This is a genomic window from Streptomyces sp. NPDC037083 (assembly GCF_055606485.1).
The window spans coordinates 391261-413024 of record NZ_JBVJSQ010000007.1 but is presented as its reverse complement, the minus strand read 5'-3'; the positions used below and the strand labels follow the sequence as shown (position 1 = coordinate 413024).

At 73.0% G+C, this 21764-nt stretch carries 20 protein-coding genes; 11 read left to right on the top strand and 9 right to left on the bottom strand.

The annotated features are described in order from the left end of the window. Positions 1-43 precede the first annotated feature (43 nt). The 6 genes from ACZ7DE_RS21585 (at position 44) to ACZ7DE_RS21560 (ending at position 4943) form a co-directional block, all read left to right on the top strand. The gene (locus ACZ7DE_RS21585) at positions 44-415 is read left to right on the top strand and encodes an avidin-fold protein (protein ID WP_470763532.1); all 372 of its coding nucleotides are present in this window, start codon (positions 44-46) and stop codon (positions 413-415) included. Between the two features lie 32 nt (positions 416-447). Then, a complete protein-coding gene (locus ACZ7DE_RS21580) occupies positions 448-1689 on the top strand; it encodes an NAD(P)/FAD-dependent oxidoreductase (protein WP_470763531.1) in 1242 nt (413 codons plus the stop codon). 65 nt (positions 1690-1754) lie between these two features. Then, positions 1755-2120: an Rv2175c family DNA-binding protein gene (locus ACZ7DE_RS21575; protein WP_470763530.1), complete on the top strand. Its 366-nt coding sequence runs from the start codon at positions 1755-1757 to the stop codon at positions 2118-2120. Between the two features lie 78 nt (positions 2121-2198). Next, positions 2199-2846, top strand: coding sequence for a thiamine phosphate synthase (gene thiE / locus ACZ7DE_RS21570; RefSeq protein WP_470763528.1), 648 nt, complete (start codon positions 2199-2201; stop codon positions 2844-2846). A 130-nt stretch (positions 2847-2976) separates the two neighbouring features. Continuing rightward, positions 2977-3900: a methylenetetrahydrofolate reductase [NAD(P)H] gene (metF, locus tag ACZ7DE_RS21565; protein ID WP_470763527.1), complete on the top strand. Its 924-nt coding sequence runs from the start codon at positions 2977-2979 to the stop codon at positions 3898-3900. A gap of 56 nt (positions 3901-3956) precedes the next feature. Continuing rightward, complete coding sequence (locus tag ACZ7DE_RS21560; protein ID WP_470763526.1) at positions 3957-4943, top strand: SCO2102 family sporulation regulator; 987 nt, start codon at positions 3957-3959, stop codon at positions 4941-4943. Between the two features lie 57 nt (positions 4944-5000). Here the strand turns inward: ACZ7DE_RS21560 and ACZ7DE_RS21555 are convergent, their stop codons facing one another. The 5 genes from ACZ7DE_RS21555 to ACZ7DE_RS21535 all read right to left on the bottom strand — a co-directional run bounded on the left by ACZ7DE_RS21555 (position 5001) and on the right by ACZ7DE_RS21535 (position 11259). Beyond that, positions 5001-6473, bottom strand: a complete 1473-nt coding sequence (locus tag ACZ7DE_RS21555) for a phytoene desaturase family protein (RefSeq protein WP_470763525.1) — start codon at positions 6471-6473, stop codon at positions 5001-5003. A gap of 38 nt (positions 6474-6511) precedes the next feature. Beyond that, on the bottom strand, positions 6512-7129 hold the full coding sequence (locus ACZ7DE_RS21550; RefSeq protein ID WP_470763523.1) for a DUF4126 domain-containing protein: 618 nt from the start codon (positions 7127-7129) through the stop codon (positions 6512-6514). 437 nt (positions 7130-7566) lie between these two features. Next, positions 7567-8193 carry a TetR/AcrR family transcriptional regulator gene (locus tag ACZ7DE_RS21545; RefSeq protein WP_470763521.1) on the bottom strand — a complete coding sequence of 209 codons (627 nt, stop codon included), beginning with the start codon at positions 8191-8193 and terminating at the stop codon, positions 7567-7569. 44 nt (positions 8194-8237) lie between these two features. Beyond that, complete coding sequence (locus ACZ7DE_RS21540; RefSeq protein WP_470763519.1) at positions 8238-10322, bottom strand: YhgE/Pip family protein; 2085 nt, start codon at positions 10320-10322, stop codon at positions 8238-8240. After that, positions 10294-11259 carry an ATP-binding cassette domain-containing protein gene (locus ACZ7DE_RS21535; protein WP_470763517.1) on the bottom strand — a complete coding sequence of 322 codons (966 nt, stop codon included), beginning with the start codon at positions 11257-11259 and terminating at the stop codon, positions 10294-10296. The genes ACZ7DE_RS21540 and ACZ7DE_RS21535 overlap by 29 nt, the downstream gene beginning before the upstream one ends. Positions 11260-11431: 172 nt before the next feature. Between ACZ7DE_RS21535 and ACZ7DE_RS21530 the strand changes: the two genes are divergently transcribed. From ACZ7DE_RS21530 to ACZ7DE_RS21520, 3 genes are all read left to right on the top strand, one after another. Beyond that, a complete protein-coding gene (locus tag ACZ7DE_RS21530) occupies positions 11432-11995 on the top strand; it encodes an SAV_6107 family HEPN domain-containing protein (RefSeq protein WP_470763516.1) in 564 nt (187 codons plus the stop codon). A 480-nt stretch (positions 11996-12475) separates the two neighbouring features. Then, a complete protein-coding gene (locus ACZ7DE_RS21525; protein ID WP_470763514.1) occupies positions 12476-13306 on the top strand; it encodes a methyltransferase in 831 nt (276 codons plus the stop codon). Between the two features lie 275 nt (positions 13307-13581). Then, the gene (locus ACZ7DE_RS21520; RefSeq protein WP_470763512.1) at positions 13582-13986 is read left to right on the top strand and encodes a DUF3040 domain-containing protein; all 405 of its coding nucleotides are present in this window, start codon (positions 13582-13584) and stop codon (positions 13984-13986) included. 113 nt (positions 13987-14099) lie between these two features. Here the strand turns inward: ACZ7DE_RS21520 and ACZ7DE_RS21515 are convergent, their stop codons facing one another. The 4 genes from ACZ7DE_RS21515 to ACZ7DE_RS21500 all read right to left on the bottom strand — a co-directional run bounded on the left by ACZ7DE_RS21515 (position 14100) and on the right by ACZ7DE_RS21500 (position 19883). Further along, positions 14100-16604, bottom strand: a complete 2505-nt coding sequence (locus ACZ7DE_RS21515; RefSeq protein WP_470763511.1) for a transglutaminase TgpA family protein — start codon at positions 16602-16604, stop codon at positions 14100-14102. Further along, positions 16601-17992 (bottom strand): DUF58 domain-containing protein, encoded by a 1392-nt coding sequence (locus ACZ7DE_RS21510; protein WP_470763509.1) that lies wholly within the window; start codon positions 17990-17992, stop codon positions 16601-16603. Before ACZ7DE_RS21510 ends, ACZ7DE_RS21515 begins: the two co-directional genes overlap by 4 nt. Beyond that, positions 17992-19023 (bottom strand): AAA family ATPase, encoded by a 1032-nt coding sequence (locus ACZ7DE_RS21505; protein ID WP_470763507.1) that lies wholly within the window; start codon positions 19021-19023, stop codon positions 17992-17994. Before ACZ7DE_RS21505 ends, ACZ7DE_RS21510 begins: the two co-directional genes overlap by 1 nt. A gap of 314 nt (positions 19024-19337) precedes the next feature. Further along, positions 19338-19883 carry a beta-class carbonic anhydrase gene (locus ACZ7DE_RS21500; RefSeq protein WP_470763505.1) on the bottom strand — a complete coding sequence of 182 codons (546 nt, stop codon included), beginning with the start codon at positions 19881-19883 and terminating at the stop codon, positions 19338-19340. Between the two features lie 326 nt (positions 19884-20209). Here ACZ7DE_RS21500 and rsmH point away from each other — a divergent pair, with 326 nt between their 5' ends. Together rsmH and ftsL are read left to right on the top strand one after the other, a co-directional pair. Continuing rightward, the gene (gene rsmH / locus ACZ7DE_RS21495; RefSeq protein ID WP_470763503.1) at positions 20210-21166 is read left to right on the top strand and encodes a 16S rRNA (cytosine(1402)-N(4))-methyltransferase RsmH; all 957 of its coding nucleotides are present in this window, start codon (positions 20210-20212) and stop codon (positions 21164-21166) included. Between the two features lie 44 nt (positions 21167-21210). After that, a complete protein-coding gene (ftsL, locus tag ACZ7DE_RS21490; RefSeq protein ID WP_470763501.1) occupies positions 21211-21759 on the top strand; it encodes a cell division protein FtsL in 549 nt (182 codons plus the stop codon). The last annotated feature ends 5 nt before the right edge of the window (positions 21760-21764 follow it).

Sequence of the window (21764 nt, the reverse complement as noted above, 5' to 3'; positions counted from 1 at the left end):
CCCTAGCCCGCCGCCGCACACCGCAGTAAGGGAGCCTCCGCGCATGGCCCGGTCACTGGACGGCCTCGTCCTCGCCCCTGTCGCCGACCAGGCTCCCGGGCAGGTCGGCACTCGCACCCGCTTCGCGTACCACGAGCGGGACGGAGCGGTCTGGGCCGAGTACGCGGGCGGTGACGTCGTACGCGGGCATCTCGTGGGTACCCGTGAGGGAGACCGGCTCGACTTCCGGTACGTCCAGCTCAAGCACGACGGGACGACGTCCTCGGGGCACTGCGTGTCCACGGTCGTCGAACTGCCCGACGGCCGGGTCCGTCTCGACGAGACCTGGGAGTGGGAGTCGCAGCCGGGCAGCGGCACGAGCGTGGTGGAGCAGATCCCGGACGGTGTGGAGCAGTTCACGGAGCAGGACGGCTGACTGACTGATCGTCAGTTGTCTAAGGTGATCAGGTGAGTGAGCAGAGGCAGGAAGAAGGCAGGCCGGGCGGGCGGCGCGTGGTCGTCGCCGGCGCGGGCATGGCCGGGGTGCAGACCGCGGTCGCGCTGCGCGAACAGGGCTTCGACGGCCGGGTGACGCTGATCGGAGCCGAACCCCACCAGCCCTACGACCGGCCCCCGCTGTCCAAGGCCGTGCTGCTCGGCAAGGCCGAGGGCTCCGCCTTCGACGTCGACTTCGAAGGCCTCGGCATCGAGCTGGAACTCGGCCGCGAGGTCCTCGGTCTGCGACCCGCCGACCACGAGCTGGACACCGAGCGCGGACCCGTCCCGTACGACGTCCTCGTCATCGCCACCGGCGCCGAGCCGATCCGGCTGCCGGGCGCGGAGGGCGTGCCCGGCGTGCACCTGCTGCGCACCCTGGACGACGCCGAACGGCTGCGGCCCGTGCTCGCCGCCCGGCACGACGTCGTGGTCGTCGGCGCCGGCTGGATCGGGGCGGAGTTCGCCACGGCCGCACGCGAGGCCGGCTGCGAGGTCGCCGTCGTCGAGGCGGCCGACCGGCCGCTGGCCGGCGCCCTGCCCGCCGAGGTCGCCGCCCCGATGGCCGCCTGGTACGCCGAGATCGGCGCCGTCCTGCGCACCCGCACGCGCGTGGAGCGCGTCGAGCCCGGCGCGGTCGTCCTCGACGACGGCTCGCGGCTGCCCGCCGACGCCGTCGTGGTCGGCATCGGCGCCCGGCCCGCCACCGCCTGGCTGGCCGGCTCCGGCATCGAGCTCGGCGCCCACCGCGAGATCGTGGCCGACGCCTGTCTGCGCACCTCCCTGCCGGACGTGTACGCGGTCGGCGACTGTGCCTCCTTCCCGTCGGGCAGGTACGGCGAGCGGCTGCTCGTCCACCACTGGGACAACGCGCTCCAGGGGCCGCGCACGGTCGCGGCGAACATCCTCGGCGAGGCCACCGGCGAACCGCCGGCCGTCTACGACCCGGTCCCGTACTTCTGGTCCGAGCAGTTCGGCCGCTTCGTCCAGTACGCCGGGCACCACGCCGAGGTCGACGGCGTCCTGTGGCGCGGCGACCCGTCCGGACCGGCGTGGACGGTCTGCTGGCTGCGCGAGGACCGCCTGGTCGCCCTGCTGGCCGTGGGGCGGCCGCGCGACCTCGCCCAGGGCAGGCGGCTGATCGAGGCGGGCACGCCCATGAACCCGCGGCTCCTCGTGGACCCGGCGAGGCCCCTGAAGGCGGCGACCGCCTGAGCCGGACGGGCCCGGCCGGACCGGCCGGCTTCCGACTGTCAGCGGCAGATGGCAGGCTTGTTCCCGTGACCGAGATTGACGCAAAGATCGATGCTCTCGTCCCCGCCTGGCTCACCCTGCCCGACATCGCCGAAATGCTCGACGTCGAGGTGACGCGTGTGCGGCAGCTGGTCAAGGACGGCCAGCTCATCGCCGTACGCCGGGGCGAGAACCGCGCGCTGCACGTCCCCGCCGCCTTCATCGACGAGGACAAGGTGGTCAAGGGCCTGCACGGGACCCTGACCCTGCTGCGGGACGACGGCTTCACGGACGAAGAGATGCTGGAGTGGCTCTTCACCCCCGACCCGAGCCTGCCCGGCACGCCGGCGCAGGCCCTGAGTGAGAATCGCGGCACGGAGGTGAAGCGCCGCGCCCAGGCGCTCGCCGTCTGACCTTCGGATTCGAACCGACACCCGGCGTACGGGGGCCCTGGCGGCCCCCGTCCGCCACCACCCTGGGGGGACTTCCGCATGCCCGACACCGCCCGCGCCCGTCTGACCTCCGCCCGGCTGTACCTCTGCACGGACGCCCGCACCCGCCAGGGCGACCTCCCGGAGTTCCTGGACGCGGTCCTCGCGGGCGGCGTCGACATCGTCCAGCTGCGCGACAAGGGCATGGAGGCGGCCGAGGAACTGGAGCACCTGAAGGTGTTCGCGGACGCCTGCGCCCGGCACGGCAAGCTGCTCGCGGTCAACGACCGCGCGGACGTCGCCCACGCCGCCCGCGCCGACGTCCTCCACCTCGGGCAGGGCGACCTGCCCGTCCCCGCGGCCCGCGCCGTCCTCGGCGACGGCGTCCTCGTGGGCCGTTCCACGCACTCGGTGGCGGAAGCGGAGGCCGCCGCCGTGCAAGAGGGCGTGGACTACTTCTGCACCGGCCCGTGCTGGCCGACCCCGACCAAGCCCGGCCGGGCCGCCCCCGGCCTCGACCTGGTCCGGCACACGGCGTCCCTCGGCACCGGCCGTCCCTGGTTCGCCATCGGCGGCATCGACCTCGGCAACCTCGACGAGGTGCTGGCCGCGGGCGCCCGCCGGGTCGTCGTCGTCCGGGCGATCACCCAGGCGGACGACCCCGGCGCAGCGGCCGCCGAGTTCGCCAAGCGGCTGAACGAGGGGTGAGCGGTCCGCCGTCGCGCCCGGTCGTCACGCGCCTCGCACTGCTGTCCAAGGGATGGACAACAAATAGACAATCCGGGCAAATATCCCGCATCCGGTTGGGGGACCGCCCACCCCTGGCTAACCTGCCCGTATGGCCCTAGGAACCGCATCCACCAGGACGGACCGCGCGCGCACCGTGCGCGACATCCTGGCGACCGGCAAGACGACGTACTCGTTCGAGTTCTACGCGCCGAAGACGCCGAAGGGTGAGCGGAGCCTGTGGAACGCCCTGCGCCGGGTCGAGGCGGTCGCACCCGACTTCGTCTCGGTGACCTACGGCGCCGGCGGCTCGACCCGGGCCACCACGGTCAGGGAGACCCAGCAGATCGTCGTCGACACCACCCTCACGCCGGTCGCGCACCTCACCGCCGTGGACCACTCCGTCGCCGAGCTGCGCAACATCATCGGCCAGTACGCCGACGCCGGGATCCGCAACATGCTCGCCGTGCGCGGCGACCCGCCCGGCGACCCGATGGGCGCCTGGGTGCCGCATCCGCAGGGCCTGACGTACGCCGCCGAACTCGTCCAGCTCATCAAGGAGTCCGGCGACTTCTGCGTGGGCGTCGCCGCCTTCCCCGAGATGCACCCGCGCTCCAGCGACTGGGACGCCGACGTCTCGCACTTCGTCGACAAGTGCCGGGCCGGCGCCGACTACGCCATCACACAGATGTTCTTCGAGCCCGAGTCGTATCTGCGTCTGCGCGACCGGGTCGCGGCGGCCGGCTGTGTGACTCCGGTCATCCCCGAGGTGCTTCCGGTGACGAGCGTGAAGATGCTGGAACGCCTGCCCAAGCTCAGTAACGCCCACTTCCCGGACGCCCTGAAAGAGCGGATCCTCACAGCCAAAGACGATCCGTCCGCTGTACGCTCCATTGGCATCGACTTCGCCACGGAGTTCTGCGCACGGCTGCTGGCCGAGGGAGTGCCCGGACTGCACTTCATCACGCTCAACAACTCCACGGCGACGCTGGAAATCTACGAGAACCTGGGCCTGCACCATCCGCCGCAGGCCTAGACCGGTCGCACTCACATACGACACACTGCGTAGCGGCCACTGGGAGAGGGGCGTACATGGGCTGGACGGTCCTCTACATCGCGTTCGGCATCGTCGCGCTGTGGCTGCTCGGCGAGGTTCTGCTGCAGTACAAGGCGCGGCTGCGCTGGCGACTGCTGGCCTTCGTCGGCTTCCTGGGCGTCGTCCTCGGTGTCCTGATTCCGTCGGTCGTCGTCATCGCGCTCGGCGCGGCCGCCTTCGCGGTCGGCCAGACCTACGTCACCCTGTCGTTCCGGCGGGGCTTCGCGGAGGGCTGGGCCTTCCGGCGCACGGACACGGAGGGCGACGGGGACGTCGTCACCAAGCGCCGCCGCGGCAAGGCCGAGCGCCAGGACCCCACTCTGGAGGTCTCCGACCTCGAACCGACCGAGGCCGGCTTCGACCCGGGGACGCCCTACGGACAGGACGAGAACGCCTTCGCCGGCAAGAACGCCTTCGCCGACGACGACTACGACCGCGACGACGTCTTCACGCCCGCGTCCCGCTCCGCCGGCCCGACGGCCGCCGAGACCACCTCCGTCTACGAGCCGCAGCCCCTGCCCGACGACACCGGCTCCTACGGCATATACAGCGACGCCGCGTACGCGGCCGCCACCGGCCAGGGCCAGCCCCAGGACCAGTACGCCACGGCCGCCCAGGGCTCGGACCAGAACTACGGCTACGACACCTACGCCGGGTACCACCAGCAGCAGTACGGCTACGACGCCACGGGCGAGCAGCAGTACGCCGCCTACTCCGACCCGTACATCGGCACCCAGACCTACGGCGGCGGCTCCTACGACGCCGGTTACGGTCAGCAGCAGTACGGCCAGCAGGGCTACGGGCAGGACCAGTACGGCGGCGGCTACGGGGAGACCCCGGCCGGCGGGGTCTGGGTCCCGCAGCAGCGCAACACCGACGACCCGCTCGGCGGCGAACTCCCGCCCGAGCAGCAGTACCCGTACCAGGGCGGCGGACAGCAGCCGGGCCAGGGCAACGGCTACGACGAGCAGTACCGGTTCTGACGGCCGCGTCCGCCTCGGCTCCTGCCCGCGGGGCCCGTCCGCCTCACCGCCGCGGGCTCACTGCGAGCCCTTGAACTCCGGCCCCTCCACGATCAGTCCGGACACCAGCGCGCCCGACATCCCGGCGTGCGGGAGGCCGCCGCCCGGGTGCGACCAGCCGCCGACCGTGAACAGCCCCTGCAGGCCGGTGGAGTTGGCGGGATGCAGCAGTCGTCCCCCGGCCGCGGCCAGCGCGGGCGCGGGGACGGCGCCGCCCGCCGCGCCGGTCTCCCGCGCGATGTCGTCGGGCGTGCGCACCTCGCGCCACAGGACGCGCTCGCGCAGACCGGGGACGGCCCGCTCGGCGACGGCGACCAGCGCGTCCACGCTCGCGTCGGACGTCTTCGCCCCGGCGGGGACCACCGCGCTGAGGGTGAGCGCCTCATGGTCGCCGTCGGGCGCCGACCGGGCGTCGTCGGGCCGCAGGATCGTGACCGTCGGCCGCGCGGGCACGGACGGCGCCGTGCCGAAGAGACACTCCAGCTCGTCTTCACGGTCCTGGGCGTGCACCACGGTCCGGTGAGCCGTGCCCTGCGGCCGGGAGCCGCGCAGCGCCAGCAGCACGGTCAGCCGGCTCGGCAGGCCCCGCTGGGGCGCGACCTCGGCCGTGCCGCGCGCGGGGAGACCGGGGAAGCAGCCCGGAGCCAGCACGAAGTCGGCCTCCGCGACCGTGCCGTCGGCCAGTTCCACACCCGTCGCCCGGCCGTCCTTGTCCAGGACCCGCGCGACCTCGGCGTCGAAGACGAACTCGACCCGGCGTGCCAGACACCGCTCGTACACCGCGCGGGCCAGCTCCCGCAGGCCCCCGCGCACATACCAGGTGCCGAAGGCGTGCTCCATGTACGGCAGGACGGCCGCGCTCGCCGGGGTGACCCGGGGGTCGAGGCCGTACGCCAGCGCGTGGCCCTCCAGCAGGGCGGCGAGCCGGGGGTCGCGCAGCTCCCAGGCGCCGACCTCGGCGAGGGTGGCCGCCCGACGGGTGCGCAGCAGGCGCTTGTGGGGAACCGCCGGATAGGGCTCGCGGTCGGCGAGGACCGACCAGTTGGGCCACAGCGGCTCCTCCAGGAGCGGGCGGCGGGTGCGGTCCCAGGCCTCGCGGGCACGGACCAGGAAGTCGCCCCAGCGCTGCCCGGCCCGCGCTCCGAGTGCTTCGTCCAGTGCGGAGACGACCCCCGCGCGCGAGGCGTTCGGCAGATCCACCTCGGTGCCGTCCGCGAACACATGGCGCGCGGACGGGTCGACCTGGACCAGCTCGACGCAGGCCTCCAGCGGCTCCTTGCCGGTCTTCACGAACAGGTCGCGGTAGACGGCGGGCAGGGGGAGCAGGCCCGGCCCGGTGTCGAACACGAATCCGTCCCGCTCGAAACGGCGTACCGCTCCGCCGTACGTCCGCGTCCGCTCGTACACCGTCACCCGGTGGCCCGCGACGGCCAGCCGGGCGGCCGCCGCCAGCGCGCCCGTCCCGGCGCCGATCACCGCAATCCCTGCCATGACCGCGACCTTATCGGCCGCCGCCGACACCCGGTCCGTCAGCCCGGCGGGTGCGGACCGGGAAACCCGGCCGGCCGGCGCTCCTCCCGCCGTTGCGCCCTGCGCCGCAGGAACCGGCGGATCCGTGACACCAGGAAGAACAGGACCAGCAGCCCGCCCAGCAGCAGGGCCCCCGCGACGACCGAGGCCGCCAGCGGATGGAATATCGCGAACGTCACGATCCCGGCGACCCCGAGATCCTCCGCCAGACTCACGACCACGTTGCTGAAGGGCTCCGGGGAGGTGTTGACCGCCATCCGCGTGCCCGCCTTGACAACGTGGCTGGCCAGCGCCGTCGAGCCGCCGAGCAGGCCGGCGGCCGCGTCGGAGAGCGAACCGCTCTGCCCGGCGAGCAGGGCGCCCACCCAGGCCCCGGCCAGCGGCCGGACCACCGTGTGCGCCGCGTCCCACGCCGAGTCCACGTACGGGATCTTGTCGGCGACCGCCTCGCACAGGAACAGAAGGCCCGCGACGGCGAGCACCTCGGGCCGCTGCAACGTCTGCGGGACGTCGTCGCTCAGGCCGGTCGCGCCGAAGACGCCGAGCAGCAGCACCACCGCGTAGGCGTTGACGCCGCTGGCCCAGCCGCTGGTGAAGACGAGGGGGAGTACGGACACGGACGCGATCGTAACCAGTCGGCCGCCCGGCGTCCTGGGGTTGAGCGCGCAGACCTGAGTACGCGTACCTAGGGACGGAGTTGAGTACGCGCGCGGATGGGGGGCCACCTGCGCGAACGGGAGAGTGGAGGCACGGAAAGGGGCGCGGCTCCGGCACCGGCGACACGGGGCGCCGGAACGGAGCGGCCCTCGATCCGCTCCTTCCGCCGACCAGCTCGGCGGGAGCGAGGCACGGGGGGAACCCCGGGGGAACGACCGAACGGGGAGCAACGGGGGAGGTGACGGGGGAACGGGGGAGCACGCGGAAGCGCCGGTTCGAGGCGGCCCACGGGGGACGTGGCCATCACGAACCGGCGCTTTCGCGTCCACGCGCGCGTGCCGTCTCTGCGTCCACGCGCGCGTGCGGTCATTCGTGCGCACGCGCGCGTGGCGCACCGCTAACGGTGGCCGCTCACCCGTCCCTGCAGCAACCGCGACAGCGCCGAGTGGACGTCGTCCAGGGAGCGCTCCGGCTGGAAGGCCTGCCAGTCCAGGGCGGCCACCAGCACCATGCCGACCAGTGCGGCCGCCGTCAGCGGCACGTCGATCTCGTCGCTGAACTCGCCGTTGTCGACGCCCTCGCGCAGCACCCCCTCGACCACCGCCACCGCCTCCTGCCGGACCACCATGAGCGTGGACTGCCAGGCCCGGTTGGTGCGCCACAGCTCGGCCACGTACAGCTGCGTGAAGGACGGGTAGCGGTCGATGAACACGAGACCCGCGCGGATCATCGCGTCCAGGGCGTCGACCTTGCTCCCGCCTTCCCGCGCCGTGCGGTCGGCGGCCTCCCGCAGCGACGCCGTGAGCAGGCCCACGCCGTGCCGCAGCAGCTCCTCGAAGAGGACGGACTTGCTCGCGAAGTTGTAGTAGACCGTGCCCTTCGCCACGCCCGCGCGTTCGGCGATCTCGTCCACCGTGGTCGCCGAGAAGCCCTGCTCGGCGATGAGGGTGACGGCCGCCTCGTAGAGCTTTTGCCGGGTGGCCTCGCGGCGCGTGCGGACGCCCGGGGTCGTGCTGCTTTCCATGGTCCTGATTGTCACAGGAACGCGGCCTCCCGGACGCCGGATCGTCACAGGCTCAGCTCCGGGTGCAGCCGGTCCAGGGTCCACACCTGGCGACGGCGGGCCGACAGCGAGGTCAGCGCGAGGGCGCCCGCGGTGAACGCGACGAGCACCACGCACGCGTGCCACACCGGTTCCAGGCCGCCGCCGCTGATGAGCCTCCGGAGCGCCTCGACGACGTAACTCATCGGCAGCCAGGGGTGGATCGCGTTGAAGAACCCGGGACTGGTCTGCACGGGATAGGTGCCGCCCGCGGACGTCAACTGCAGCATCAGCAGAGCCAGGACGAAGATCCGGCCCGCGGCCCCGAAGCGCGCGTTGAGCCACTGCACGAGGGCCGCGAAGCACGCCGTCACCAGGAACAGGAAGCCCACCGTGCCGGCTGCCCGGGCCATCTGCAGGCCGACCGCCCAGTGCAGCACGGCCATCAGCGCCGTCGTCTGCAGCACCCCGACCGCGACCACCGGCAGCCAGCCCGCCAGCGCGATCCGCCACGCCGAGGCGCCCGCGGCGAGCGCGCGTCGGTTCATCGGCGCGATCAGCATGTACGCCACCATCGCGCCCACCCACAGCGACAGCGGGATGAAGTAAGGGGCGAAACCGGTGCCGTAGTTGGGCGCCTCGTGCAGGTCCCGCGAGGCGAGCTGCACGGGGTCGGCCATGACGGCGGTGCGCGCCTCGCGCTGCCGCCGGTCGTAGTCGGGGATCTGCTCGACGCCGTCGTGCAGCCCGTCGGCGAGCTTCCCGGAGCCGTCGGACAGCTTGAACATGCCGCCGTTGAGGTCCTGGGCGCCCGTCTCGAGCTTGCCGACGCCCTCGTCGAGGTCGACGGAGCCGGTCTTGGCCGTGCCCAGCCCGGTGTTGATCTTCTCGGCGCCCTTGGCGACCTTCCCGGCGCCGGTGTTCAGGGCGTTGACCTTGGTCACGGCGTCGTCGAGGTCCTCGGACAGGTGCGGGGCGTCGTCGGCGAGCGCCTGCGCCTGCTTCTGGAGGGTGGTGACGTTCGTGCGGAGCGTCTTCAGATCGCCGTCCTGGTCGGCGATCAGCGTGTTGACGTCGTCGGCGACCTTCGCCGCGTCGGCGGCCGCGTCCTTGGCCTTCTTCAGGTCGGCGCACGCGGGGTCGGGCAGCACCTGTGCCTCGCACCGCGCCTTGTGGACGGCGGCGAGGGTGTCCGCGGCCGTGTGCGCGTCCTCGGCGGCGGTCGGCGCGACCTTCACCAGGGTTTCGAGATTGTCGTGGATGATTTTGGAGGAGTCCGCGACCAGTTGGGCCGTGTCCCCGATCGTCTTCTCGTTGTCCTTGAGGAAGGGCCCCGCCGCGTCGGCGATCCCGTTGACCTTGTCGGCCAGCGCCTGGGTGCCGTCCGCGACCTTCTGGGCTCCGTCCTGGAGGCTGTCGGCGCGCTCGTCGAGCGTGGTGAGCCCCTTGGCCAGCTTGCCGCTGCCGTCCTTGGCGTCGCCCAGCTTGTCGGCGAGTTCCTTGGACCCCTTCTCGGCCTTCCCGATGCCGCCGTTGAGGTCGTCGGCGCCGTCGGCGGCCTTCGCGGTCGCGCCGTGGATGTCGGAGAAGGAGACGAAGATCTTGTCCAGGAAGGACCGCGACGCCTTCGTGGACGCGGCCGTGCGCACCTCGCTGAAGACCGTGCGCGAGATCTGCCCGACGATGTAGTTGTTCGCGTCGTTCGTGCGCACCTGGAGGGCGCTCGACTCCGGGGAGTCGCCCGAACTGGAGGCGATCCGCCGGCTGAAGTCGGCCGGCATGGTGAGCGACAGGTAGTACCTGCCGTCCTCCACGCCCGCGCGTGCCTCGGCGGAGCTCACCTCGTGCCAGTCGAAGACCTTGCTGTCGCGCAGGTTCTCGGTGATGTCGTCACCGGCGGTGATCTTCTTCCCGTCGGCGGTGGCTCCTTTGTCGTCGTTGACGAGCGCCACGGGAATGCGGTCGAGCCTGCCGTAGGGGTCCCAGAAGGACCACAGGTACAGCGCGCCGTACAGCAGGGGCAGCAGCAGGAGCGCCACCAGGGCGGCCCGCGGGAGCCGGCCCCGGCCGAAGCGCCTGAGCTCAAGCGCGGCGAGTCTCGGCGAGCGCATCCGCCTCCCCCTCCTCATTCTTCTTCTGCCGGTCCTTCTGATCGGCTTCCTGCCCGGCTTCCCGCCCGGCTTTCTGCTCCGCTTCCTCTGCGGCTTCCTGGTCGTCGTCCCGTCCGGCTTCCTTCTCGCCGTCCCGCACGCCGTCCTGCACGCCGTCCCGCTCGTCGCCCTGTTCGCCGTCCCGCTCGTGGTGCCGCTCGACGCCCTGTTGGTCGTCCTGCTCGGCGTCCTGCTCGGCGGACGGGACGGCGTCCGGGCCGGTGGAGACCGCGACCGCGCCCTCGGGGGCCCCGGCGCACACCGCCAGGACGGTCGTCCCCGCCTCGGCGAGGGATCCGAGCAGCGCCCAGGCCTCCTCCCGCTCGGCTTCCGTCAGCTTCAGGTCGACGTCGTCCACGGCGAGCAGCCGGGGGCGGGCGATGAGCGCCAGCGCCACCGACAGCCGCAGCGCCTCGATGCGCTCCAGGTCGCGGACGGCGGTGCGCGAGCCCTTGGGCAGGGCCTCGCGGTCGAGTCCGGCGGCGTCGAGCGCGGCGTCGATCCGCAGCCTCGCCTCGGCCGCCCGGTCCGCGCGCGGCCGCAGCAGCGCGCGCAGGGAGCCGCCGAAACGCCGCTGCAGCAGCGCCCGTTCGCGCAGGTGCTCGTCGACGGTGAGGGCCGGGTCGAGGTCGGTCACGCCGGTGACGTGCGCGAGCGCGCTGACGCGACGTACGGCCGACAGCTGCTTGGGCAGCCGCGCCCCGCCCACGGTCGCCGTCCCCTCGGTGGCCTTCATCCGCCCGGTGAGGGCGAGCAGCAGGCTGGTCCGGCCCGAGCCGGAGGCCCCCTCGATCGCGATCAACGAGCCCGGCCTCGCGTCGACGCCGATGTTCCGGAACGCCCAACCGCGAGGGCCTCGGAGCCCGAAGCCGTCGGCTGTGACACCGACTCCGTCCATGGGGTCCCCCCTGGATCCTTTTGAACTGACTGGTCAGTGCAAAAACTAACCCGAACCTTCGATCGAAGCAAAAGCCCAGGTCAGAACGGATTGTCAGTGGCATACCGCACGATGGGCACATACGGCAGCCCGTATCAGGGCGTGCCGTCACACAGACGACAGGAGGTTCGTCATGGCCACCTACCACGCAGCCGCCGCAAACCGGCGCCGCGCCACCGGCCCTGCCCCCTCACTGACCGGCCCGGCGAACGACGTGCACCCCGTGCTGCGCCGCACCACGGCCCCGCCCGCCGCCCTCGACCTGCTCGCCCAGGCCCGCGCCGGGCTGGACGAGGCGGCCACCCTCGACACCCCCAACGAGCGCTACGCCACGGCTCATCTGGCGGCCCTGCGCACCGCGGCGGCCGTGCTCGCCGCCCGCGGCCGCCCGGAGCCCTCTCCCCGCCGGCGGGCCCGCATCCGCAGCGCCTGGGAAGTGCTCCCCGAGATAGCGCCCGAACTCACCGAGTGGAGCGCGCTGTTCGCCTCCGGGGCCCGGCGCCGCGCCCGGGCCGAGGCGGGCATCCAGGGCGCGGCCAGCCGCCGCGACGCCGACGACCTCGTGCGCGACGTGGCGATGTTCCTCCGTCTCGTCGAGCGGATGCTGGTGCTCCAGCCGGTCCTGCCCCAGCCACGCCACGACGAGGACGGCCCGGAGGCCACCGGAGCGGCCCGCGACCTCCCGGACGCGGGGTGACACGACAGCCGGACATCCGCCGACCCCGGCCCCTCGCCGGCGTCCTGAGCCGCGCGACCCCTCGGGCGCAGGGCCGAGCCAGGGCCCGACGGCGGCCTGCCCGGCACCGGCTCGACGAGGCCTGCCGGGCACCGGGCCCGACGCAGCCATGTCGGGCACCGGCTCGACGCGGTCCGCCGGATACCTGCCGGCGCGGCCTGTCGGACGGTCGCCCGTGTCACGCCGGACACCCGCCGCGGTGGGCCCACCCTGCGCCGTCCGCCGGCGCGGTCAGCCGGTGTGGCCCGTATCCGGGTCCGGTCGGTGGACGCGGTTCGGTCGGGTGGCCGGGCGGTGCGTCGGAGGCAATAGGGTGGAAGGCGCCTGAAGCCTTCCCTCCGTCCCTCCCTCGGCCCGCGCGCCGGGCCGGACCTGGCCGGGGAGGGCAGCCCGTTCGCTCCGCCGCGCAAGAGGCGGTGCCGCGCCGAGGAGTCAACTGCCGTGTCGGACCCGATGCGCCCGCCCGCCTCCCACCACAGCCCGCAGCCGACGTCGCCACGGGCCGGCGGCCCCTCGCGGTCCCGCGCCTCTCTCCGTACCGCCGTGGTCTGGGAGGTCCTGCAGGACGCCCTCGAGCGCCGGGGCAAGGCGACCGGCCGTGAGTCGCTGGACGTCCTCGACACCGGGGGCGGCAGCGGCAACTTCGCGGTGCCCGTCGCTCTCCTCGGGCACCGGGTCACCGTCGTCGACCCCAGCCCCAACGCGCTGTTCGCCCTGGAGCGCCGTACCGCCGAAGCCGGCGTCGCCGACCGTGTGAAGGGCGTCCAGGGTGACGTCCACGGGCTGTTCGACGTGGTCGAGCGCGGCGGCTACGACGCCGTCCTGTGCCACGGCGTCCTGGAATACGTCGACGACCCGGCCGAGGGCGTGCGCAACGCGGTGGCCGCGCTGCGCGCCGAGGGCGTCCTCAGCCTGCTCGCCGCCGGCCTCGGCGGAGCCGTGCTCGCGCGCGCCCTGGCCGGCCACTTCAAGGAGGCCCGGCAGGCCCTCACCGGACCGGACGGCCGCTGGGGCTCGGGCGACCCCGTGCCGCGCCGCTTCACCGCCGAGCAGCTCACCGCGCTGGTCGAGGACGCCGGCCTCACGGTCGGGGCCGTGCACGGCGTGCGGGTCTTCGCCGACCTTGTGCCCGGCGTTCTCGTGGACACCGAGCCCGGAGCCCTGGAGGCGCTGCTGAAGCTGGAGGAGGCCGCCGCCGAACTCCCCGCCTTCCACGCCGTGGCCACCCAGCTCCATGTGCTCGGTGAGGCACGGGGGACCGACGGGAGCTGAGCGCCTCCCGGGGCGTACCGCTGATCAGGGGCTTGACTGCGCATGGAGTACGCCACAGGCCCCCCGTTCGGGCGTGGTGCGCCGTATGATCGAGGGAGACCGCCCGGCATGACGGGTCGGCTGCTGGGGAATGGAAACCTCAGTGAGCCGGGACGTCCATGGCGGGCTCCGGTTGGCCAATTGGCGTAGAGGGGCGGGTTTCACGGGGGCGATTCCCTGCCTATCCTGAAGGGACCCCCGGGTCGCCCCGGCGACTGCACGATGAGGAGGACTCCGTGCCGCTCTCGGAGCACGAGCAGCGCATGCTCGAGCAGATGGAGCGAGCGCTGTACGCCGAAGATCCCAAGTTCGCGTCGGCGCTCGAGGGAAGCGGGCTGCGTACGTACACCCGGCGGCGGGTCTACCAGGCGGTCGCTGGCTTCCTCGTGGGAATCGCGCTCCTCATGGCCGGTATGGTCGCCAAGCAGGTCTGGCTGAGCGTGGTGGGCTTCCTCGTGATGCTGGGCTGTGCGGTTCTCGCCGTGACCGGCTGGCGCAAGGCCCCCAAGCCGGGTGAGCAACCCGCCGCAGGAGCCCAGGGCGCCTCGCACACACGCGGTCAGGGCAGGCAGAAGCGCTCCATGATGGACCGGATCGAGCAGCGGTGGCAGCGCCGCCGTGACGAGCAGGGCGGCCACTGACACCGCCCCCGTACGAACCATGACGAGGGGGTGACCACCCAGGCCGGGTGGTCACCCCCTCGACGTTTTGCCTCCCTGGTCGGAGCAGTTCCGCTGCTCCGACGCCCTGCCGGTCAGCCGCTCTGCTGGCCCGAGGGCCGGCCCCAGGGCCGGCGCACCAGGGCGGTCAGCCGGGCCGTCCCCGACGCCTTGAGGGCCGCCCAGCGGTCGACGAGCTCCCAGACCGCGCGGACGGCGGAACGCGGCGCCGCCACGGCCCGCAGGCGCGTGGTCCAGCCGGCCTTCTCCCGCAGCGCCGCCCGCACCCGGCGAACCTCGTCGGCCAGCCCTGCCTCGGCCTTCGGCTCCGGGGCGTACAGCACCTGCTCCACCGCGCCCGCGACCCGGTGCACCGAACGGCTCACCGTCTCGTCCAGCTCTCCGATCCGGACGATCCGAGCCGCCGCCCGCCGGGGGGTCAGCGCCTCGTCCGGCTCGATGCCGTAGTCCCAGGCCGTGTCGGTGAGCTCGCGCCACACCGCCAGCACATGCCCGGCCGCGGCCGCACCGGCCTCCTGCGCGGGGACGTCCAGCAGCACCGCCGGATCGGCGTCGTCCGCCTCCCGGCCGTCGGCGCCCCCGCGCCGGCCCGGCACGGCCCCGGCCGCCGCGGAGTGCTGGGCGGACGCCAGCCGCACCGAACGCCGTCTCAGCCGCCACAGCATCGGCAGCAGCGGCAGGGCGAGCGCCGCGCCTCCCAGCAGCGTCCATGCGGCGATCTTGTACCAGGGGGTCCCGCCGCCGCCCTGGCCCGCCTGGTCCACGGGCAGCGCGCTCGCGCACCCCTCGAGCTTCTTCTCGGCGGCCGAGCAGCTGGTGCTCTCCGAGGGCTGGCTCGACGGCGCGGCGTCCGCCGAGCGCGAGGCCTGCGGCAGCTCGGGGAGGACTTCGCCCGGCGAGTCCGGCACCGTGTAGGTGGGCGTCGTGCCACGGGTCGGGGTCGGTTCGAAGCGGGTCCAGCCCACGCCCTCGAAGTACAGCTCGGGCCAGGCGTGCGCGTCCTTCAGGCCCACCGCCACCGAACCGTCCGCCTGCGGAGAGCCCGGCGCGAAGCCGACCGCGACCCGCGCGGGTATGCCCAGCGTGCGGGCCATCGCCGCCATCGCGAACGAGAAGTGCACACAGAAGCCCTGCTTGTCCCGCAGGAAGCGGGCGATCGCACCCGGGCCGGTGCCGACCTCCACCTCGGTGTTGTACTCGAAGCCGCCCGTCACCGCGAAGTGGTCCTGGAGCTTGACCGCCTTCTCGTAGTCGTTCGCGGAGCCCTTGGTGATCTCCCGGGCCTGCCGTGCCACCACCGCCGGCAGGGAGTCCGGCACCTTGGTGTAGTCGCGCTCGATCGAGTCGGGAGCATGGGGAGCCGCCGCCAGCTGCTGCGCCGTCGGCTGCACCTGGAGGCTCGTCACCTGGTACGTCTTGCCGCTGGTGTTCTGGCCGTGGTCGCCGACGAGGGTCATGCCGACCGGCTCGTACCGCCACTTGCCCTTGATCTGCACCCCGCTGGGCGGGTAGGGCATCGGCAGCCAGTCCTGGGCGTAGTCGGGGGCGGCCGCGATCCGGGTGGTGATCTCCGCGCGCTTGACCTCGGGGCCCAGCCCGGTGGGTGAGGGGAAGTCGTCGGGCACGGCGACGATGTGGCGCTTGGCCGGCTTCCAGGTGGTGCCGTCGAAGTCGTCCAGCGACACGATCCGCAGATACATGTCCGCGAGGTTGTTGGTGTTGGTGCGCAGGGTCAGGACCGTGCGGTCCTCGTCCACGTTCAGGCTGTCGCGCAGCGACACCAGCGGGTTCACCGCGGAGATCGTGCCCCCGCCGCCGTTGCCCGCGCCCACTCCGGTTCCCGTCCCGCCGAGCAGGCCGCCCTGTATCGCCGGCAGCGGGAGCAGCGGCACCACTAGGGCGACGCCCAGCGCGGCCATGCCGATGCGCCGGCCGGTGCGCACCGGCGCCACCGGTCCCGGCTGCCCGCCCGGGCCGCGCGCCGTCCCGCCGAAGACGCGGCCCCACTGCGAGAGGCGCTCACGGCTCTCGGCGAGCAGCAGCATCAGGTAGCCGGCGGCGGCGAGCAGGAACCACAGCCAGTCGGCCGCCCCGTCGGACAGGCCGGCGGCGACCGAGTACAGGGCGAGCAGCGGCAGGCCGGCCGGGGCGGCGTTGCGGTAGGTCACCGCGAGGGTGTCCACGGCCAGGCCGATCGTCAGCACCCCGCCGATCACCATCAGGCGTATGCCGTCGGACAGCGGGGCCGGGATCGCGTACCGCCCCACGTCGTCGGCGCCCGCCTGGAACAGGTCGCCGAAGTACCGGAAGGCCTCGGGGCCGGGAATCAGGCCGCCGAGTGCGTGCTCGCGGGCGAAGAACAGGGTCAGCAGCAGCAACGTGACCAGGGCCTGCACGGCCACCGTCAACGGCCGGGCCAGCGGCACGCGCCGGGCCGCGGCGCCCGCTCCCGACTGGACCGCGAGCAGGAAGGCCGCCTGCACCAGCCAGGTCGCCGGCTCCACCAGGGGCAGCAGGGCGGACGACGCCATCAACGTGGCCGCCGCCGAGCACAGCGTCAGTCGAGCCCGCCCGCTCATGATCTGCCCTCCCCGCCGCTCGCCCCGCTCGGCGTCATCACGCCCGCACGGTCGCGGTCCGCCTGACGCCACAGCTCGTTCAGCGAAGCGCCCCGCGGCACGCTCAGGGCCGTCCAGCCCGCCTCCCGCAGCATCCGCAGCCGCTCCTCCTGCCTGTTCATCGCATCGGGGGCGCCGTTCGGTTCACGTACCCAGTCGTCCCCGTCCAGCAGGAAGGCGACGGCGCCGCCGCTGCGCTGGCGCATCTTCGCGGCCACCGCCGCCTCTTCCTCGTCGAGATCGCCGAGGAACGCCACCAGCAGCCCCTCGTTGCCGCCGCGCAGCACGTCGTACGCCCGGGACAGGCCCGTGCCGTCGGAGTGGTCGACCACGGCGAGGGTGTCCATCATCAGCCCGGCCGCGTCCGCCGACTCCTGGCTCGCTCCGGCGAACCCGTCGGCCCCTTCGCCGGGTACCGAGTTGCCGGTGTCCGTCAGCAGCCGCACGGAGAAACCCCGTTCCAGCATGTGCACCAGCACGGACGCGGCGCCGGAGACCGCCCACTCGAAGGCCGAGTCGGGGCCCGCCCCCTGGTAGGCCAGGCCCCGGGTGTCCAGCAGCACCGTGCAGCGCGAGCGCTGGGGCTGCTCCTCGCGGCGCACCATCAGCTCGCCGTAGCGGGCGGTCAGCCGCCAGTGCACGCGGCGCAGATCGTCGCCGTAGCGGTAGCCGCGCGGGATCACGTCGTCCTCGCCGGCCAGCGCCAGGGCGCGCTGCCGGCCCTCGCCGTACCCCTTGGCCTCGCCGCTCAGGCGGACCGCGGGCAGCGGCTCCACGCGCGGTATGACCGTCAGCGTGTCGTAGGTGGAGAAGGCCCTGGTGAGCTCGCACATCCCGAACGGGTCGTTCAGGCGCAGCTGCAGCGGTCCCAGCGGGTAGCGGCCGCGCAGGTCGGAACGGACCCGGTAGGACACCTCGCGGCGGCCGCCCGCCTCGACCCGGTCCAGGACGAAGCGGGGGCGCGGGCCGAGCACGTAGGGCACCCGGTCCTGGAGCATCAGCAGACCGGTGGGCAGCCGCGAGACGTTGTCCATCCGCAGATGGACGCGGGCCTCGCTGCCGGCGGGCACCCGGGCCGGAGAGAGCCGTCGGCTGCCGGCGACCCGGTAGCGGGTGCGGTAGACGACGGCCGCGCAGATCAGCGGAAGGGCGGCCAGCAGCAGCCCGACCCGGAGCAGGTCGGGCTGTCCGAGCACATAGGCGCAGATGGCGGCCGCGACACCGGCGGCCAGGAAGGACCGGCCGCGGGTGGTCAGCCCGGCCAGAGCCGTGCGCACGCCGCTCTTGTCGCCCTTGCGGCCCGTGTCGTCCTGGCCGGTCGAGGGCCGCCCGGATCCCCCGGCGGCCATCACAGCCTCCGCGACTGCTGGCCGTACGCCTGGGGGCCGCGGCCGAGCCCGTACCCGTGCTGCTGGGGGGACGAGGGCACCGGGGTGCGCTGGATGATCTCCTCGACGACCTGCTCGGCCGTGCGGCGGTTGAGCTGGGCCTGCGCGGTGGGCAGCAGACGGTGGGCCAGGACGGCCACGGCGAGGTTCTGCACGTCGTCCGGCAGCGCGTAGTCCCGGCCGCTGAGGGCGGCGGTCGCCTTGGCCGCGCGTACCAGGTGCAGCGTCGCGCGCGGGGAGGCGCCGAGTCTGAGGTCGGGGTGGGTACGCGTGGCGGTGACCAGGTCGACCGCGTAGCGCCGCACGGAGTCGGCGACGTGGACCCCGCGTACGGCGTCGATGAGCTTCACGATCTCGTGGGCGTGGGCGACCGGCTGGAGGTCGTCCAGCGGGCTGATCCCGCCGTGCACGTCGAGCATCTGCAGCTCGGCCTCGGGGCTCGGGTAGCCGATGGAGACCCGCGCCATGAAGCGGTCGCGCTGGGCCTCGGGCAGCGGGTAGGTGCCCTCCATCTCGACCGGGTTCTGGGTGGCCACCACCATGAAGGGGCTGGGCAGCTCGTACGTCTGCCCGTCGATGGTGACCTGGCGCTCCTCCAGCGACTCCAGCAGCGCCGACTGCGTCTTGGGCGAGGCGCGGTTGATCTCGTCGCCGATCACGATCTGCGAGAAGATCGCACCCGGCTTGAATTCGAATTCCCGGCGCTGCTGGTCCCAGATCGACACACCGGTGATGTCCGAGGGCAGCAGGTCGGGGGTGAACTGGATCCGGCGTACCGAGCAGTCGATGGACTTCGCCAGCGCCTTCGCCAGCATCGTCTTGCCGACGCCCGGTACGTCCTCGATCAGCAGATGCCCCTCGGCGAGGAGCACGGTCAGCGAAAGCCGTACGACCTCGGGCTTGCCCTCGATCACTCCCTCCACCGAACTGCGGACACGCTCCGCAGTGGCGGTCAGATCTGTGAGGCTCGCTCGCTCGTCATAGGTCGTCACCCGGCCCTCCTCGGCCCAAACTTTCCCGGGCCGACGCACTGTGCGGCAAACCGGCCCACCCCGAATCACGGACGCCGCTCCAGAACTGCTCAGCGTGGCGTCACACCCGCATTCTTGCCGCCGTTACCGATTCGTGTCACTCGCCTGTGGACAACTGTCTGCGATATGTCGGCGTTGTGGCGATTCACGTGCCCTGAGGGCGCACATCAACAGCGAATCGACAGTCGACGACAGGGTCGAAGAACGGTTACGCGAAGGTCACGGCAGCGACTGCGCGGGGCTGGGGACGAGACTACGCGGGGCCGGGCAGGAGATTACGCGGGGTCGATCTCGCGCAGCAGACCCGTCCGCACGTCGAACACGAACCCGCGGACGTCGTCGGTGTGCAGCAGGAACGGCGAGGTGCGCACCCGCTGCATCGACTGCCGGACGTCCTGGTCGACGTCGCGGAAGGCCTCCACCGCCCAGGCCGGACGCTGGCCGACCTCCATCTCCAGCTCGGTGCGGAAGTCCTCGGTGATCGCCTCCAGGCCGCAGCCCGTGTGATGGATCAGGACGACGCTGCGGGTGCCGAGCTTGCGCTGGCTGATGGTGAGCGAGCGGATCACGTCGTCGGTGACCACACCGCCCGCGTTGCGGATCGTGTGACAGTCGCCGAGCTCCAGGCCGAGCGCCGCGTGCAGGTCGAGGCGGGCGTCCATGCAGGCCACGACCGCGACGTGCAGGACGGGGCGGGCGTCCATGCCGGGGTCGGCGAAGGCCGCGGCATACCGCCCGTTCGCCTCCACCAGGCGGTCGGTCACGGCGCCACCGCGTATGGCGCCTTCGGACTCGGTGGGTACGGATGCGGAAGTCGTCATACCCATGACGGTACTGGTCACGGACGTTCCGGTCCTGCTGTGAGTACGGAAAAAGAGCGTCATCACGCCCTCTTTGTGAGGTACGCCACAACCATGTGGGAAAGGGGGCCCTCATCGGGCCGCGCCGCGCAGGCCGGTTGATTGACCGCGAGACAGCGTGGACTAAAGTGACGCGAAGCGGGAGGCGACGATCTCCCTGCTGGACTGAATCCCGAGAGACCCCGGCCCGGCCGCCGGAGATCTCCCCGCGGCGCCGGCAGGCCTTCCCTTCACGAGGGGCGGGGAACCCGGCGGTGCGTACCACCCGCCGGATCTGAGAGGGCCCCTTGAGTCAGAGTCGACACGTCCCGGTGATGCTCCAGCGGTGCCTGGACCTGTTGGCCCCCGCCCTCCAGGAACCCGGAGCGGTGGTCGTCGACTGCACGCTCGGCCTGGGCGGGCACAGCGAGGCCCTGCTCACCCGGTTCCCCGAGGCCCGGCTCGTCGCCCTCGACCGCGACAAGGAGGCCCTGCGCCTGTCCGGCGAGCGCCTCGCCCCCTTCGGGGAGCGCGCCACCCTCGTGCACGCGGTCTACGACGAACTTCCCGAGGTGCTGGACCGGCTCGGCCACACGCGCGTGCAGGGCGTCCTGTTCGACCTCGGCGTCTCCTCCATGCAACTGGACGAGGCCGACCGCGGCTTCGCCTACGCCCAGGACGCCCCGCTCGACATGCGCATGGACCAGACGACCGGCGTCAGCGCCGCCGAGGTCCTCAACACCTACCCGCCCGGCGAACTCGTGCGGATCCTGCGGGCGTACGGCGAGGAGAAGCAGGCCAAGCGGATCGTCTCCGCGATCGTGCGCGAGCGCGACAAGGAGCCGTTCACCAACAGCGCCCGGCTCGTCGAGCTGATCCGCAACGCCCTTCCGCAGGCCGCCAAGCGCACCGGCGGCAACCCCGCCAAGCGCACCTTCCAGGCGCTGCGCATCGAGGTCAACGGCGAACTCTCCGTCCTGGAGCGGGCGATCCCGGCGGCGGTGGAGGCGATCGACGTGGGCGGGCGGATCGCCGTCCTGTCGTACCACTCGCTCGAAGACCGGCTCGTGAAGCAGGTGTTCGCGGCCGGCGCCGCCAACACCGCGCCGCCCGGGCTGCCGGTCGTCCCCGAGCGCTACCAGCCGCGACTCAAGCTGCTCACCCGCGGTGCCGAACTTCCCAGCGAGGAAGAGGTCGCCGAGAACCGGCGCGCCGCCCCGGCGCGTCTGCGCGGGGCCGAGCGAATCAGGGAGTCCATCGAATGACGGGCGTGAGCCGAGGACGGGGAGTCCCGTCCGGGGGAGGGCGAGTGAGCAGGAAACCCGAACTGAAGGGTAGGGCCGCCCGGCTCGCGCGGCTCTTCCCGACAGGACCGCGGCAGGCGGCCCGCACTCCGTTCGTCCTCCTCGTCGTCCTCCTCCTCGGCGGCGGCCTCATCGGACTGCTCGTGCTGAACTCCGCGCTCAGCGAGGGGTCGTTCAAGATGGACGACCTGCAGCAGGACACCAAGAGCCTCACCGACGAGGAGCAGGCGCTCCAGCGCGACGTCGACTCCTACTCCGCCCCCGACGCCCTCCAGCGGCGCGCGCGCGAACTGGGCATGGTCCCGGGCGGGGACCCGGCCTTCCTCGACCCCGACGGCACCGTGAAGGGCGTCCCCTCGACCGCGCGCCAGTCCGTGCAGGAGGCCCCAGCCGTACAGCCGCCCGAGGCCCTTCCGCTCTCCCGGACGCCCGGGTCCCCGCCGTCGCCGGAACCGAGCGGCGCCGACGGCGCTCCCGCACAGGGCACCGCCCCCGACGAGCCGGGCGCGGCCCCCGACCCGACCGCAACCACCCCCGAGACCCCCGGCAGGTGACGGAA

What these genes read in the sequence shown, in the direction of transcription:
- ACZ7DE_RS21585 (WP_470763532.1), top strand. Translation starts at nt 44, where the DNA reads ATGGCCCGGTCACTGGACGGCCTCGTCCTCGCCCCTGTCGCCGACCAG.
- thiE (WP_470763528.1), top strand. Translation starts at nt 2,199, where the DNA reads ATGCCCGACACCGCCCGCGCCCGTCTGACCTCCGCCCGGCTGTACCTC.
- metF (WP_470763527.1), top strand. Translation starts at nt 2,977, where the DNA reads ATGGCCCTAGGAACCGCATCCACCAGGACGGACCGCGCGCGCACCGTG.
- ACZ7DE_RS21560 (WP_470763526.1), top strand. Translation starts at nt 3,957, where the DNA reads ATGGGCTGGACGGTCCTCTACATCGCGTTCGGCATCGTCGCGCTGTGG.
- ACZ7DE_RS21555 (WP_470763525.1), bottom strand. Translation starts at nt 6,473, where the DNA reads ATGGCAGGGATTGCGGTGATCGGCGCCGGGACGGGCGCGCTGGCGGCG.
- ACZ7DE_RS21545 (WP_470763521.1), bottom strand. Translation starts at nt 8,193, where the DNA reads ATGGAAAGCAGCACGACCCCGGGCGTCCGCACGCGCCGCGAGGCCACC.
- ACZ7DE_RS21540 (WP_470763519.1), bottom strand. Translation starts at nt 10,322, where the DNA reads ATGCGCTCGCCGAGACTCGCCGCGCTTGAGCTCAGGCGCTTCGGCCGG.
- ACZ7DE_RS21535 (WP_470763517.1), bottom strand. Translation starts at nt 11,259, where the DNA reads ATGGACGGAGTCGGTGTCACAGCCGACGGCTTCGGGCTCCGAGGCCCT.
- ACZ7DE_RS21530 (WP_470763516.1), top strand. Translation starts at nt 11,432, where the DNA reads ATGGCCACCTACCACGCAGCCGCCGCAAACCGGCGCCGCGCCACCGGC.
- ACZ7DE_RS21515 (WP_470763511.1), bottom strand. Translation starts at nt 16,604, where the DNA reads ATGAGCGGGCGGGCTCGACTGACGCTGTGCTCGGCGGCGGCCACGTTG.
- ACZ7DE_RS21510 (WP_470763509.1), bottom strand. Translation starts at nt 17,992, where the DNA reads ATGGCCGCCGGGGGATCCGGGCGGCCCTCGACCGGCCAGGACGACACG.
- ACZ7DE_RS21500 (WP_470763505.1), bottom strand. Translation starts at nt 19,883, where the DNA reads ATGACGACTTCCGCATCCGTACCCACCGAGTCCGAAGGCGCCATACGC.